Genomic DNA, 15,255 nt, shown 5'->3' with positions numbered 1-15,255 from the left:
GTCGCGGGGACGTCCGTTACCGGCCCCTTTCGCGCTGGGTGTTTACCGGGGCGCGTCCTTATGCTCGGACGCGTGGCTCCTCCCCGGAATCTCCGGCCCCGCGCGCACCCGCCCTCGACCGACCGGCAGAGCCCGCCGTTATGGAAAAGGCTGAAGGTCCGGCTGTTCACGCTCGGCGGGTTGGCCGTGGCCTCGGTCATGACGCTGGTCCTGCTCCCCGTCGCGAAGGACGTCCTGTCCGACAAGGCGCAGCGGGCGACCGCCGAGCCGCCGATGTGGGCGAGCGCGGCGTCCAAGGAGCCGGAGGCGGGATGCATGGCGCTCCGCGATCCGCCCGGCGCGCGGGACCGGGCGGCCGTCCGGCTGGACTCCGGCGTCGAGGACGTCGCACGGCGGCTCGGCGGCGCCTGGATCGGCGAGCTCCCGATCGACCTCAGCCTGCGCGGCGGCAGCGGCCAGGCCACCATCACCGGAATCGAGATCCGGCCCCGGGAGAAGGCGCGCCCGGCGGCGTCCGCCGCCGTGCTGTGCCATTCCTCGGCGGGCACGCCGCCCGTCGCCCAATTGACCGCGGACCTCGACGCGACGCCGCCCGTCGTGAAGATCGGCGGGAAGCGCTACGGCGACGGCTCCGTCATCACGGTCGCCGCCGGAGAGCAGATCCCGGCGCATCTCGTGGTCTCCATCACCAGGGGATATCTCGAATTCGACATCGCCGTCCGGTACGCGCACAGGAACAAGGCGGCGGAGTCCCTGGTGGTCTACGACGGCGACCCGAAGCTCAAGCGTCCGTTCCGGGTGACCGGGCCCGCGCCCCGCTACCGGTCGATTTTCGTCAAGGGCTCCGGATACGACGAGGCGACGGTGCGCAAGGCGTGCCGGTTCCTGCCGCTGAAGGGCTGCTGACGTGCTCGGACGGCGCCACGGGCGCATGACCCGCGTGGCGCTGGCCGCCGTCCTGCTGTTATCCGCGGCGCTGGTGTGCGCGGCCGACTCCGGGCCGCGCGAGGCCGCGGACCGGTCGTGGGCCGGGCGGGCGCTTCCGAACCTCATGACGCCGGTATGGACGGCGACCGTCGCCAATCTCGACGTCGGACTCGACGCTTGGGACTTCATCGGCCGCCCGGAGGCGTCGTTCTCGCCGGACGCCGCCGTCCTGCCGGACCTGACGGGTGTCCAGGTCCGCGACCCGAGGACCGGGCGGATGCTGCACGACATCCCGGTCGGCGAGAAGGTCGGAGACGTCGCGCTCGCGGGCGGCGTGGTCGTGGCGCAGACGCGTGCGAACAGCGCGCGCAATTTCGACTTCCGGCAACTCCGTGCGTACGACCTCTCCTCCGGCCGCGAGCTGTGGGTCCAGGACATGTATTCGAGCCATGTCGTGGAGACCGGCAGATACAGTTTTCTCGGCGCCACCGCGGTCACCTCTCGCGGCGTCGTCTTCACGGCCGTGACCGGAGAGATGATCGGGCTCGACCCGAGGACCGGCCGCACGCGCTGGACGCGTTCCAGCGCGTGCTCGAACGGCACCTTGTCCGCCACCGAGAACATGGTGGTCGTGGTGTGCGAGAAGGGCCCGCTCCTCATGGTGGACCCCGAGAACGGACGGCTCTACAGCACCGAGATCCCCGGGTCCGTCGTCGACGTCGCGACGACGCCCGACGCCGTCGGCGTCGAATGGACGTCCGCCGACCCGACCGCCCCGAATCCTCCGCGCCCGCTTCCGCGGACGACGACGGTCGTCTCGGGACCGCGGCTGGTGATCGACCGCGTCGACGGGTCGCCGGGGCACCTCGTCCAGGTCATGGGGCGCCAGGCGATCCTCGCGGGCGACGGCGAACTGCGGGCCGTCAGCCTGGCCCGCGGCGCCGAGTTGTGGCGGCGGAAGACGGAGGTGACGATCGCGCCCGGCGGCCGTTCGGTGGGGTCCGAGGACGGAGTGTCCGCCGCCGACGGGCTGGTGCTGGTCAACGGCGCCAATGAAGAGACCCAACCGGGGACGACGAGCCTCATCGACGCGTCAGGACGCACCACGCCGCCCATCGCGTGGCCGGTCTCCGGACAGTTCGCGGGCGCGATCCCCGGATATGTCCTCCTCGTCTCCCACACCGCGCAGCAACACCGGTTCACGGCGCTGCGGCTCGACCGCGAAACCCTGCCCGACCCGCGGCTCGGCGGCGCGCGACCGTCCGACTGGCCGGACCCGTGCCGCCTGCTCACCCCGGCACGACTCGCCGCGCTCGGCCGCTACACCGGGTTTCCCGCGAAGCCGTCGCCGTTCGCCGAACGAACGCGTCTGCCCTATTCCGACCGATGCGACTTCGCCGGTCGGCACCCCTTCTCGCTTCGCGTCGCCTGGGTCGCCCCCGACCGGGCGGCCGCCGAGACCTTGACGCAGAGCCTGCTGCCCGGACCGCCGGGGGTGTGGCAGGCCGGACCGGGCGGCTACCAGTACCGCGGCATGACCGCCAGTGCCCCTCCCGTCGCCGACCGCGCGCTGGTCGCCCGGGGACGGTTCGTCATCGCCGTCTTCGCGCCCGCCCAGGTCGGCCTCACCGAAAGGATCGCCCGGCTCCTCCAGGCGGACCGTCCACCGGGCCCGGCGGACGCGTTCGACCGGGCCGCCGTGGAGAAGGCCGTGCACGACCGCGGCTTCGCCCCCCTGATCCAGATGTCACCGCCCAACCCGGGGCCGCTGCGCGCCGTCTACGCCGACTGCGGCCCTCCGGCCTGCGGCCAGGTGTTCCTCTTCGAAGGCGACCGGCTGGTCGGCGCGCCGCCCGGAGAGTCCGCCGAACGGCCCTACTACCAGGACGTTCAGATCGTCCGGCAGGACGGGGACACGGTGCGGCTCGCGGCGGCCGTCGTCCCGCCCGGCGCGCCCTGCTGCCAGGTCGAGCACGACCTGATCGACCTGCGGATGTCGGACGGCGGGCTCATGTACCGCGTCGGGTCCGGCCCCTGGCGTCCGGCCCCCGCCGCCCCGCACCGCCGCTGGCCCGCCTAGGAGATGAAGCCGTTCGCGCGGGCCTGGTCGAGCGCCTGCTCCGCCTCGCGCGTGTCGAGCATTTCGAGGCCGCGCACGGCCCAGAACTGGAGGGACTCGTCCATGTCCTCCAGGTGGTCGCGGAAGAGGTCGAGGGCCTTCTCCGAGCGGGCCTCGGCTATCAGTTCCAGCAGCCAGCAGCGCAGGCCGGGATCGTCGGTCTCCGCAGCGAATTCAGCGATGAGTTCGTCGACGTAGGCGTCGGCGTGCTCGCGCAGGAAGTCGAAGGCGTCCTCGCGGGTCCCCGGGTCCTTCTCCCGCATCCGCTGCATGGCCTGGTCGAAACGGCGCCGCGACATGGCGCCGACCCTAGCAGCGGGCCGGGCCGGTGGCCGCTGACCAGCCGCTATCGCCCATGATGGAACATCCCGGACACAACACGGAGGTGCCCATGGCAGAGGCCACTGAGCGGGACACGGCCTACGACGTCTCCGCCGTCCGCGCGTGGTTCCCCGCGCTGGAGGGCGGGTCCGCGCACTTCGACGGGCCGGGCGGGACGCAGACGCCGCTGCCCGTCATCGAGGCGATCGCGGACGCGCTGTCCCGCCCGCTGTCGAACCGCGGGGACGTCACGCCGGGGGAGCGCAACGCCGAGACGATCGTCGCCGAGGCGCGGCGGGCGCTCGCGGACCTGCTCGGCGCGCACCCGTCCGGGATCGTCTTCGGACGCAGCGCCACCCAGCTCACCTACGACTTCTCCCGGACGCTGGCCAAGACGTGGTCGGCGGGCGACGAGGTCGTCGTGACGCGGCTCGACCACGACTCCAACGTCCGGCCGTGGATCCAGGCGGCGGAGGCGGCCGGAGCCGTGGTGCGCTGGGCCGACTTCGACCCGGCGAGGGGCGAGCTGCCGGTCGACGCCGTCCGCGCGGTGCTCTCGGACCGGACGCGCCTGGTCGCCGTCACCGCCGCGTCCAACCTGATCGGCACCCGTCCGGCGATCACCGACATCGCGCGGGCGGCGCACGACGCCGGGGCGCTCCTCTACGTGGACGGCGTGCATTACACCGCGCACGTCTCCGTCGACGTCGAGGCGCTCGGCGCGGACCTCTTCACCTGCTCCCCCTACAAGTTCCTGGGCCCGCACATGGGGGTGCTGGCCGGGCGTCCCGATCTCCTGGAGACGCTGGCGCCGGACAAGCTGCTGCCGTCCACGAACGCCGTCCCCGAGCGGTTCGAGTTCGGCACGCTGTCCTATGAGCTCCTCGCCGGGGCCCGCGCCGCCGTCGACTTCCTCGCCGGGCTCGGCCCGCAGCACGGAGCCACCCGCCGCGACCGCCTCGTCGCGGCCTTCGAGGCGCTCGACCACCACGAGGACGGGCTGCGCCGCGCGATCGAGGACGGGCTGAGCGCGTTCGACCAGGTCACCGTCCATTCACGGGCGGCCGAGCGGACGCCGACGCTGCTGCTGACCATCGACGGACGCGACACGGCCGACGCCTACCGGTTCCTCGCCGAGCGCGGAGTGGACGCGCCGTCCGGGTCGTTCTACGCGCTGGAGGCGTCCCGCAGGCTCGGCCTCGGGGACGCCGGCGGCCTCCGCGTCGGCCTCGCCCCCTACAACGACGCCGCCGATGTCCATCGCCTGCTGACGAACCTCGAAGCGTTCTTGCGCCGGGCTTGAGTAACCCCTAATCCCGGCTGGAACGGCGTAGGGGTTTTGCACGATTCCCACAACTGGAGCCGCCAAGCGTGCGATATCAGCGACATGGCTAAGCGAGGCATTAGACGGAAGGCTGAGCATGGTCGGGGTCGGAGTGCCCCGGCGGCCCATGTCGCTTCACGGGAAGGCTCGGTCGGGTGTTCAGTCGTGTCGCCATCGTCAACCGTGGTGAGGCCGCCATGCGGCTCATCCACGCCGTACGGGACATCGCCGCGGAGCGCGGGACACGGATCGAGACCGTCGCCCTGCACACCGACGTGGACCGGACGGCCACGTTCGTCCGGGAGGCGGACCTCTCCTACGACCTCGGGCCCGCGTCCGCCCGCCCGTACCTCGACCTTGCCGTGCTGGAGCGCGCGCTCGTCGAGAGCGGCGCGGACGCCGCCTGGGTCGGCTGGGGCTTCGTCGCGGAGGACCCGGCGTTCGCGGAGCTGTGCGACCGCATCGGCGTGACCTTCGTCGGCCCGAGCGCGGACGCGATGCGGCGGCTCGGCGACAAGATCGGCGCGAAGCTGATCGCCGAGGAGGTCGGCGTGCCGGTCGCGCCGTGGAGCCGCGGCGCGGTCGAGACGCTCGACGCCGCCAAGCGCGCCGCCGCCGAGATCGGCTACCCGCTGATGCTGAAGGCCACGGCGGGCGGCGGCGGACGCGGCATCCGCAAGGTCACGAGCGAGGCGGAGCTGGCCGACGCCTACGAGCGCACCAGCCAGGAGGCGCTGCGGTCGTTCGGCAGCGGCGTCGTGTTCCTGGAGCGGCTCGTCACCGGCGCCCGGCACGTCGAGGTCCAGGTGATCGCGGACGGCGGCACGGCGTGGGCGCTCGGCGTCCGCGACTGCTCGGTGCAGCGGCGCAACCAGAAGGTCATCGAGGAGTCGGCGTCGCCGGTGCTCGAACCGGAGCAGGCGGCGGAGCTGAAGGCGTCCGCCGAGCGGCTCGCCGTCGCGGTCGGCTACCGGGGCGCGGCGACCGTCGAGTTCCTCTACCACCCGGGCGACCGGCTGTTCGCGTTCCTCGAAGTGAACACGCGGCTCCAGGTCGAGCACCCGATCACCGAGTCGACCACCGGATTCGACCTGGTCAAGGCCCAGTTGCACGTCGCGTCCGGCGGACGGCTCGAAGGCGGGCCGCCGGTCGAGCGCGGGCACGCCGTCGAGGCGCGGCTGAACGCCGAGGACCCGGACCGCGACTTCGCGCCGTCGCCGGGCCGCATCGCCCGGCTGTCCCTGCCCGCCGGGCCCGGCATCCGGGTGGACACCGGCGTCCGCGAGGGCGACACCATCCCCGCCGACTTCGACTCGATGATCGCGAAGATCATCGCCTACGGCCGGGACCGGGACGAGGCGCTCGGCCGGCTCCGCCGCGCGATGGCGCAGACCACGGTGATCATCGAGGGCGGCGCGACGAACAAGAGCTTCGTCCTCGACCTGCTCGACCAGCCCGAGGTGATCGACGCGACCGCCGACACCGGGTGGATCGACCGCGTCCGCGCCGAGGGGCGGCTCGTCTCGCACCGGCACTCCGCCGTCGCCCTCGCCGCCGCCGCGATCGAGGCGTACGAGGAGGAAGAGGGCGTCGAGCGGAGGCGGCTGCTGTCGACCGCGTTCGGCGGCCGCCCGCAGGTCCAGCACGAGGGCGGGCGCCCGCTCGACCTCAAGCTGCGCGGCGTCTCCTACCGGCTGCGCGTCGCGCGCGTCGGCGCGCACCGCTTCCGCGTCGGTTTCGAAGCGGGCGGGACGATCCGCACCGCCGTCGTCGAACTCGACCGGTTCGACCGCCACACAGGGCAGATCGTCGTCAACGGCTCCCGCCACCGGGTGCTGACCGGCACGCACGGCCCGATCCACCTGGTCGAGGTGGACGGCGTGACCCACCGCGTCAGCCGGGACGAGGGCGGCGTCGTCCGCTCGCCCGCGCCCGCGCTGGTCGTCGCGACGCCGGTGAAGGTCGGCGCCGAGGTCGAGGCGGGCGCGCCCGTCCTCGTCCTGGAGAGCATGAAGATGGAGACGGTGCTGCGCGCGCCGTTCAAGGCGCGGCTGAAGGAGTGTGTCGTCGCCGTCGGCAGCCAGGTCGAGACCGGCGCGGCGCTGCTGCGGCTGGAGCCGATCGCCGACGACACCGAGGAGGAGGACGACGGCGCGGCCACCGGCCCCGCCGAGCTGGACCTGCCCGCCGAGGCGGAGACGGTCCACCCCGCCGAGCGCATCGCGCGCGGCCAGCAGGACCTGCGCAGCCTGCTGCTCGGCTTCGACGTCGACCCGCACGACGAGCGCCGCGTCCTGGACGACTACCTCGCCGCCCGCCGGGCCGCCGCCGTGGACGGGCACCGCCCGCTCGCCGCCGAGCTCGACCTCGTGGACGTGTTCACCGACCTCGCCGAGCTGAGCCGCAACCGCCCGGCGTCCGGCGGCGACGGCACGGACGGCGGGAACGGGCACGTCCACAGCGCCCGCGAGTACTTCCACACCTACCTGCAGAGCCTCGACGTCGACCGGGCCGGGCTCCCGGACGCCTTCCAGGACAAGCTTTCCAAGGCGCTCGGCCACTACGGCGTCACCGGGCTCGACCGGACGCCGGAGCTGGAAGGCGCGGTCTTCCGGATCTTCCTGGCGCAGCAGCGGGCGTCCGTCGACGCGGCGGCCGTCGCGACCCTGCTGCGCGACTGGCTGCGCGAGCCGCCGCCGGACCCGGACCTGCACGGCCTCGCGAACCGCGTGCTCGACCGGCTGGTCGCGGCGACGCAGGTGCGCTTCCCGGTCGTCGCCGACCTGGCCCGCGGCGTGGTGTTCGCGTGGTTCGCGCAGCCGCTGCTGCGCCGCACCCGCGCCAGCGTGTACGCCGACGTCCGGCGGCACCTGCGGCACCTGGACGAGCACCCGGACGCCCCGGACCGCGCCGACCGCATCGCCGAGATGGTCCGCAGCACCGAGCCGCTGGTGCGGGTCCTCGGGCAGCGGCTGCTCCGCGACGACCGCGACAACTCGGTCATGCTGGAGGTGCTGACCCGGCGCTACTACGGCAACAAGGGCCTCACCCGCGTCCGGACGAGCGAGGTCGCGGGCTGCCGGTTCGTCGTCGCCGAGCGCGAGGGCTCGTCGGTCGTGTCGGCGGCGGTGGGCTTCGACGCGCTGGACGGCGCGCTGCGCGGCCTCGCCGGTCTCGTCCGCGACGGCGACGACGTCGACGCCGACATCTACCTCTCCTGGGAGAACCAGCCGGAGGACTTCGACTCCATGGCGGCGGCGCTGCACCAGGCGCTGAACGCCCGGCCGCTGCCGGAGCGGGTCCGCCGGGTCACCGCGACCGTCGCGGGCAGCGGCGGCGCGCTCATGCACCACCACTTCACGTTCCGGCCGTCGTCCACCGGGATGGCGGAGGAGCGGCTGATCCGCGGCCTGCACCCGTACATCGCGCAGCGGATGAAGATGGAGCGGCTCAGCAAGTTCGACCTCACCCGGCTCCCGTCCTCCGACGAGGAGGTCTACCTCTTCCAGTGCGTCGCGCGGGAGAACCCGGCGGACGAGCGGCTCGTCGCGTTCGCGCAGGTCCGCAACCTGACCGAGCTGCGCGACGAGGACGGCAGGCTGATCGCGCTGCCGACCGCCGAGGACATGATCGCCACCTGCCTCGACTCGATCCGGCGCGCCCGGCAGAGCCGGTCGGCGAAGAAGCGGTTCGACACCAACCGGATCGTGATCTACGTCTGGCCGCCGAGCGGCATCACCCGCGCCGAGCTGGAGACGATCACCGGCCGGCTGCTGCCGATGGTGCCCGGCGCCGGGCTCGAGGAGATCATGCTCATCGCGCGGCAGCGGCACCCCGGCACCGGCGTGCTGCACAAGATCGCCGCGCGGTTCTCGTTCGACGCGACCGGCGGCGCGAAGCTGACCGTCGGCGAGCCGCCGGACGACCTGATCGAGCCCGTCGACGGCTACCGGCAGAAGGTGCTGAGCGCGGCCGGCCGCAACACCGTCTACCCGTACGAGCTGACCGACATGCTCGGCGACTTCGTCGAGCACGACCTCGACGAGGGGCTCGACGGGGAGAACGTCCTCGTGCCGGTCGACCGGCCGAAGGGACGCAACACCGCCGCGATCGTCGCGGGCGTCGTCACGACGAAGACGCCGCGGCACGAGGAGGGCGTCACCCGCGTGGTGCTGCTCGGCGACCCGACGAAGGCGCTCGGCGCGCTGGCGGAGCCGGAGTGCCGCCGCGTGATCGGCGCGCTCGACCTGGCCGAGCGGATGCGGGTGCCGGTCGAGTGGTACGCGCTGTCCGCCGGGGCCCGGATCTCGATGGAGTCCGGCACCGAGAACATGGACTGGGTCGCCGCCGCGCTCAAGCGGATCGTCGAGTTCACCCAGGACGGCGGCGAGATCAACGTCGTGGTCGCGGGCATCAACGTCGGCGCGCAGCCGTACTGGAACGCCGAGGCGACGATGCTCATGCACACCAAGGGCGTCCTCGTGATGACGCCCGACTCGGCGATGGTGCTCACCGGCAAGCAGGCGCTCGACTTCTCCGGCGGCGTGTCCGCCGAGGACAACTTCGGCATCGGCGGCTACGACCGGGTCATGGGCCCGAACGGGCAGGCGCAGTACTGGGCGCCGAACCTCCCCGCCGCGCGGGACGTCCTCATGGCGCACTACGACCACACCTACGTCGCCCCCGGCGAGGACGCGCCGCGCCGCGTCAAGACGTCCGACCCCGTCGACCGGGACGTGTCCACCTTCCCGCACACCGTGGAGGGCAGCGACTTCGCCACGGTCGGCGAGATCTTCTCCGCCGACGCCAACCCGGACCGCAAGAAGCCGTTCGACATCCGCACGGTGATGCGCGCGCTGTCCGACCAGGACCACCCGGTGCTGGAGCGCTGGGCGGGCATGGCGGACGCCGACACGGCGGTCGTGCAGGACGTCCACCTCGGCGGCATGCCGGTGTGCCTGCTCGGCATCGAGTCGCGGGCGGTGCCGCGCCGCGGCTTCCCGCCCACCGACGGCCCCGACTCCTACACGGCCGGGACGCTGTTCCCGCAGTCGTCCAAGAAGGCGGCGCGGGCGATCAACGCGGCGAGCGGGAACCGGCCGCTCGTGGTGCTCGCGAACCTGTCCGGCTTCGACGGCTCGCCGGAGTCGATGCGCAAGCTGCAACTGGAGTACGGCGCGGAGATCGGCCGCGCGATCGTGAACTTCCGCGGCCCGATCGTGTTCTGCGTGATCTCCCGGTACCACGGCGGCGCGTTCGTGGTGTTCTCCAAGGCGCTGAACCCGAACATGACCGTGCTCGCGCTGGAGGGGTCGTTCGCGTCGGTGCTCGGCGGGGCGCCCGCCGCGGCGGCCGTGTTCTCCCGCGACGTCGACTCGCGTGCGGCGAACGACCCGCGCGTCCGCGACCTGGAGGGCCGGGTCGCGGCCGCGGCCGGGGCCGACCGCGCCGCGCTGTCGGCGGAGCTGGACGAACTGCGCGTGTCGGTCCGGGCGGAGAAGCTCGGCGAGGTCGCGGCGGAGTTCGACCGGGTGCACGACATCCGGCGGGCGGTCGAGGTCGGGTCCGTCGACGCCGTCATCCGGGCCGCCGAGCTGCGGCCGCGGATCATCGAGTCGATCGAGGCGCGGCTGCGCTGACGCGATTCCCCGCGTGGCCGGGGACGGCCTCGGGCTGTACGGCGCGGCGTCCGTGGTGGACGATCTAAAGGCGGGTGCGGCATCCCCAGGGGCGCGGCCGGAGTCGGCCACGCCCCATCCCGTCCGTGTCGGCGGACGAACCTTCGATGACGACGACTGTGTCGTTCGACCCACGGGGAAGAGGGGTTCGATGGACGGGGACATCCGGCTCAGGCAGCGCCTGGCGGCGGGCGACGACGGCGCGCTCCAGCACGCCTACGACCACTTCTCGTCCCTGGTGCACGGGCTCGCGCTGCGGGTGACGCGGTCCCGCGAGGCGGCCGAGGAGATCACGCAGGACGTGTTCGTCCACCTGTGGGAGAACCCCTACGCCTTCGACCCGGGCCGGGGGACGCTGCGCACCTGGCTGGCGATGCTCGCCCACCGGCGCGCGGTCGACTGGGTCCGGCGGGAGGAGCGGCAGCGGCGCCTGCTGGACGCCGTCGAGCGCACGGAGCCCGCCGTCCCCATCCTGGACGTGATCATCGCGGACGAGACGGGCGTCCGGGTGCGGCACGCGGTGGCGGCCCTGCCGCAGCGCCTGCGGGAGGCGGTCGAGCTCGCCTACTACCGGGGGCGGACGTACCGGCAGGCGGCGATCGAGCTGGGCTTACCGGAGGGTACGGTCAAATCGAGGATCCGCTCCGGGCTGCGCACCATCGCCGACGCCCTGGCCGAGGAGGAGGGCGCCCCATGACGACCGAGCCGTCGCCGGACCTGCGGGCGCGCACCCTCCGCGCCGCGCTGTCGCGCCGTCCTCCGGCTCGTCCGGCGCCCGGTTTCGCCCGTCCCTACGCCGCGCTCGTCGCGATGCTCGACGCGCTGGTCGGCGGGCTCGACGACGCCGAGTGGGAGGCCCGCGCCGCCGGCGACTGGGACGCGCGCGACCTCGTCGTCCACCTCACCGCCACCGACGGGCTGCTCGGGGAGGCGATGGAGGGCGGCGCGTCGACCATGGACGAGCTGCTCGCCCGCACCGAGGACGCGGTCGGCCGCCGTCCCGCGCCCGCCGACGCCCGCCGGACGTGGCGGCGCCAGGCGGACGCTCTGTGCGACCGCCTCGCCGAGACCGACGCCGACCGCCGCGTCGAGGTGGGCGGCTTCCCCATGCGCGTCAGGCACCACCTCACGGCACGCGCCGCCGAGACCTGGATCCACGCCGACGACATCGCCCGCGCGACGGGCCGGTCCCTGCCGCCGCCGCCCGCCGAGCACCTGCACCCGATCGCCGACCTCAGCGCGCGGAGCCTGCCGAGGGCACTCGCGCTCACGGGCCGCGACCACCCCGACGGCCTGCTGTGCCTGATCCTGGACGGCCCGGGCGGCGGCCGCTGGACGCTCCCGCTGAGCCGCGACGCCGTCGATGCTCGTCCATCGGTCCAGGTCAGGATGGACGTCGTCGAGTTCTGCTTCCTGGCCGGAGGGCGCCGCGACCCGGCGGACGTGCGCGCGGAGACGAGCGGCGACCCGGCCGTCGCCCGCGACGTCCTGGCCGCCGCGGGCGTCTTCGCGGGCCCCTGACCGGCGTCCGCCGGCTACTGGCCCGCCAACCCGCTGAGGATCGGGGTAGCGAGGTGGTCGACGATGTCGGTGACCGGCTTGAGCGGGCTGTCCCGGTGGGCGCCGTCGTCCGGCGGCGGCGGTTGCTGCTGCTTGGGCGGAGCCGAGGTGGGCGGGGGCGGCTTCTGCCGCGCGTCCGGCGGCGGAGTGGACGGCGTCTCGCGCTCCGGGGACTTCTGCAGCCCGGTCGCGTTCCCGCCGCTCGCACGCGGCGGCTCGTCGGTGGCGGGCTTCTGCTTCCCGGTCGTCGGCCTCGGGTCGGGGGCACCGGTCGTCGGCGTGGCGCCGGGCCGCTCCGTCCCGCCGTCGATCCCGCCCGTGGTTCCGGGACGGGTGCTGCCGTCGGGCGGGCCGAGCGCGTTGACCGTGCCCTCGTCGGCGGACGGCCACGTCATCAGCAGGCCGACCGCGACCGTCGCGGCGACCCCGGCCACGCCGCCGACGCCCTTGAGCGTCCGGCGGCGACGGCCGCGCCCCCGGTCGGCGCCGTCGGAGCCGATCACGACGAGCGGACGGCCCGGCGTCGCGGGCTCGTCACCGATCACGTCGTCCTCGCCGTACTCGTCGTCCGCGCCGAGGACGTGGTCGCGGACCGGGGCGGGCGCCAGGCCGGGCGCGCGGCGGGCCAGCAGGTGCGGGAGCCGTCCCTGCTCGAACGCGGCGATGACGTCCATGTGCTCGGCGGGGTCGGCGGCGCCGCGCATGAGCGCGTCCAGGACGAGCCGTTCCAGCCCGGTGCGCGCCTCGTGCAGCCGCTCGCGCACCGCGCCGGGCGCGATGCCGACGACGCGGGCGATGTCGCGGACGTCCAGCCACTCGCCCGCGGCCAGCAGCAGCGCTTCGCGGTGGTGAGCGGCCAGACGCCCCGCCGCGTTCAGCAGCGGGTCGGTGTCGGCCTCAGCGAACACGGCGTGCCCGCCGCGGCTGAACGCGCCGCGCTCGGAGCAGACCGTCCGGGCCACGTGGTGCAGGAACAGCACCAGCTCGCCCTGCGGCGTATGTCGCACCGCCTCGGTGAGCGTGTCGCGCAGTGCGTCCGCCGCGCCGCGGTCGCCGACCAGCGACCAGCAGTGCGCGTACAGGCGGTGGGCGTGGGCGTCGTAGAGGGCTTCCAGGTCCCCGTGCATGTGACCTCCCTGGGGTGGTCGTTGGGAGCTGCCGTTTCCGAGACCGGGCAAGACAACGGGCCGTCCACGACCCGCCTGATCACGGGACCCTAGTGCATAAGTGTGAAAAATGAGAACTAATGGTGGCAGAGAGTAGCCACCTCCACGCTCAGTAGTCTCCCGATAGCGCTACAGTCCGGCGGAACCGAGTGGCAGATCGACGATCATCACGTCGAAATGAGGGGAGTCAGGGAACGGCTGAGCTTTCCCGACCTTCCGCCACCCCCACCGCGCATAGGCCCGCCGCGCCGACTCGTTGTCCTCCCGAACCAGCAGCGTCGCCCGCTCCTCGGCCCGTCCGCGGAGCAGGGCGTCGTGCAGGGCGTGCGCCACCCCTTTGCCCTGCCACTCCGGGACGACCATCAGCTCGTTAAAGGCGAACGTCCGAGACCCGGTCTCGACGGTGAACCCGTCCGGGACGGGCGTGGTCAGCCCGTTCCACCAGCGCGTTCTCTCTGACAAGGTGCATCCGAACGCCTGCCCAACCGGCCGCCCGTCGATGTGAGCGACGACGATCTGAAACCCGGGCACCTTGGCGTAGCCGGGGAACCGTTCGGCGAACCGTTCCGCGGAATAGAACGGCTGGTCGATCACGTCCTGATGCGACGCGACGTAGATCGGCACGATGACCGTGTCGAGGATCTCCTGCGCGTCGGCGGGATCGTGGCGGGTGAAGGTGAGGTCCGAGATCATCGGTCTCCTGCCGATTTGAGTAATTCACGTGCCTGCTGCAGCGAGGGCCGCCCGGCCTGCCCGGCTCCCGCGAGCCGCAGCGAGGTAACCGCACTGCCCTGCACGAGCCTGTCGCCACGCCACTCGGCTGGGAGCCGCTCCAGCACGCGGGTCATGTGGCGGGCCCCCTCGTCGACATCTCCAGCGCGGATCAGCGCTCCGGCCCGGTGCATCTCGATCTGGCTGCGGAACTTCCAGCCACGGTCCGAGCAGACGGCCAGCGCGGCGTCCTGCGCGTCCATCGCCGGCTCCAGATTTCCGGCGCAAGTGTGGACGAAGCTGGTGACGAAGTGGAGGCGGCCAGCGGACCAGCCCCAACTGCTTCGGTCCGTCCGGACGAACTCCGGTAGCCGCTCGAACACACCGCGCAGGTCATCGAGAGCATCCTTGGCTTCGTCGTGCCGACCGAGTTCGGCGAAAGCCTGAGCCTTGGCCGCGTGCCCGTTGACGACGCCGCCGGGATCGCCGCGCCCCACCATGATCGACTCCTCGGCCGCCTCGATGACCGAAAGGCGGGGCGTCTCGGTGTAGAGGGAGATGACGGCGGCGCGGCCCCGGATGCGGGCGGCCGCGGCGTGGTCGCCGGTCTGGTCGGCGGCCCGGGCGGCGGTGCGCCACCAGCGTCGCGCGGACCGTCCGTCCCCGAGGTTGGTCAGGTTGATGGCCATGAGCGCCGCGATTTGGGCGGCCACATGGATGAGCCGGACCCGGGCGGGTTTCGGAGCGGTCGGCACAAGCCTGGTCAACTCCGCGAAGTCCGCCGCCAGTTCCGGCTGAAGCTCCGCAGCGGGAGCCCATCCGACTTCATTCGCGTAGTCGAAGGCGACACGCTCCCACGTGTCGGCGTCCCGATCACTGGCGTCAGCGGCGACCGCAGTCTCGAACGCGCCACGCAGCAGCTCAGCGTCACGTCCCATCGAACCGGCGGTGACGGCGGCCGCCATGAGACCAAGCAGGGTTCGGCGTTCCACGTCCTCATTGTCGCCGCCGTCAGCGACTCTGGCATTCACGGTGCCTGTCGTCGCCTTGAAGAGGGCGAGGAGGCGGTCGTCGCTCCCGAGAATCGCGTCGAGTCGTTTGGCCATCGCCTCGGATGTGCCCCGCTCGTCCCGGCAGAGCTTGGAGATTGTGCCGGGGTTGCAGGGCACCTGTCTGGCCAGGGCGCGGACGCCGATGCCGCGCTCGGTCATGAGTTCGCGAAGTGCCTCGCCGAATGACTCGCCGCTCATTTCGCTTCCCACCGTTTCGCCCCGGTGTGGACACATGTTGGCCGTTGCCCGCGCCGGGCGGTCAACGGACAACTCTTCACACGCTAACCCCGGAAGCGGTCTCGTTGTGTGCGGAAGTCGTCACAAGACGTGAAGACGGCCCCGGTCGGCGGGCGAACGCCAGGTGTTCCGGGGCCCGACCGGAAACGAGGTCCGGCTG

10 protein-coding genes are annotated in these 15,255 nt (G+C 73.1%); 6 read left to right on the top strand and 4 right to left on the bottom strand.

Annotated elements, in window-relative coordinates:
• Positions 1-72: 72 nt before the first annotated feature.
• Both FXF68_RS17465 and FXF68_RS17460 read left to right on the top strand, forming a co-directional pair.
• Positions 73-906: a hypothetical protein gene (locus tag FXF68_RS17465; protein ID WP_148760364.1), complete on the top strand. Its 834-nt coding sequence runs from the start codon at positions 73-75 to the stop codon at positions 904-906.
• Between the two features lies 1 nt (position 907).
• Complete coding sequence (locus FXF68_RS17460; protein WP_148760362.1) at positions 908-3,007, top strand: outer membrane protein assembly factor BamB family protein; 2,100 nt, start codon at positions 908-910, stop codon at positions 3,005-3,007.
• Here FXF68_RS17460 and FXF68_RS17455 read toward each other — a convergent pair.
• Complete coding sequence (locus tag FXF68_RS17455; protein ID WP_222869981.1) at positions 3,004-3,345, bottom strand: HEAT repeat domain-containing protein; 342 nt, start codon at positions 3,343-3,345, stop codon at positions 3,004-3,006. The two genes, FXF68_RS17460 and FXF68_RS17455, sit on opposite strands and share 4 nt — an antisense overlap.
• Before the next feature lie 92 nt (positions 3,346-3,437).
• On the opposite strand from FXF68_RS17455, the gene FXF68_RS17450 reads away from it, so the two are divergent.
• From FXF68_RS17450 to FXF68_RS17435, 4 genes are all read left to right on the top strand, one after another.
• A complete protein-coding gene (locus FXF68_RS17450; protein WP_148760360.1) occupies positions 3,438-4,670 on the top strand; it encodes a cysteine desulfurase-like protein in 1,233 nt (410 codons plus the stop codon).
• A 176-nt stretch (positions 4,671-4,846) separates the two neighbouring features.
• The gene (locus FXF68_RS17445) at positions 4,847-10,330 is read left to right on the top strand and encodes an ATP-binding protein (RefSeq protein ID WP_148760358.1); all 5,484 of its coding nucleotides are present in this window, start codon (positions 4,847-4,849) and stop codon (positions 10,328-10,330) included.
• 190 nt (positions 10,331-10,520) lie between these two features.
• Positions 10,521-11,066, top strand: coding sequence for a sigma-70 family RNA polymerase sigma factor (locus FXF68_RS17440; RefSeq protein WP_148760356.1), 546 nt, complete (start codon positions 10,521-10,523; stop codon positions 11,064-11,066).
• The gene (locus FXF68_RS17435) at positions 11,063-11,890 is read left to right on the top strand and encodes a maleylpyruvate isomerase family mycothiol-dependent enzyme (RefSeq protein WP_148760354.1); all 828 of its coding nucleotides are present in this window, start codon (positions 11,063-11,065) and stop codon (positions 11,888-11,890) included. Before FXF68_RS17440 ends, FXF68_RS17435 begins: the two co-directional genes overlap by 4 nt.
• 14 nt (positions 11,891-11,904) lie before the next feature.
• Here FXF68_RS17435 and FXF68_RS17430 read toward each other — a convergent pair whose 3' ends face one another.
• The 3 genes from FXF68_RS17430 to FXF68_RS17420 form a co-directional block, all read right to left on the bottom strand.
• Positions 11,905-13,056: an RNA polymerase sigma factor gene (locus FXF68_RS17430; protein WP_148760352.1), complete on the bottom strand. Its 1,152-nt coding sequence runs from the start codon at positions 13,054-13,056 to the stop codon at positions 11,905-11,907.
• Between the two features lie 168 nt (positions 13,057-13,224).
• A complete protein-coding gene (locus FXF68_RS17425; protein ID WP_148760350.1) occupies positions 13,225-13,788 on the bottom strand; it encodes a GNAT family N-acetyltransferase in 564 nt (187 codons plus the stop codon).
• Entirely contained in the window at positions 13,785-15,056 is a 1,272-nt protein-coding gene (locus FXF68_RS17420; protein WP_148760348.1) for a helix-turn-helix domain-containing protein, read from the bottom strand. The genes FXF68_RS17425 and FXF68_RS17420 overlap by 4 nt, the downstream gene beginning before the upstream one ends.
• Positions 15,057-15,255 lie beyond the last annotated feature (199 nt).

The sequence above is a fragment of the Actinomadura decatromicini genome, from assembly GCF_008121305.1.
Classification (GTDB): Bacteria; Actinomycetota; Actinomycetes; order Streptosporangiales; family Streptosporangiaceae; genus Spirillospora; species Spirillospora syzygii.
This window is presented reverse-complemented; position numbering and strand designations above follow the sequence as displayed.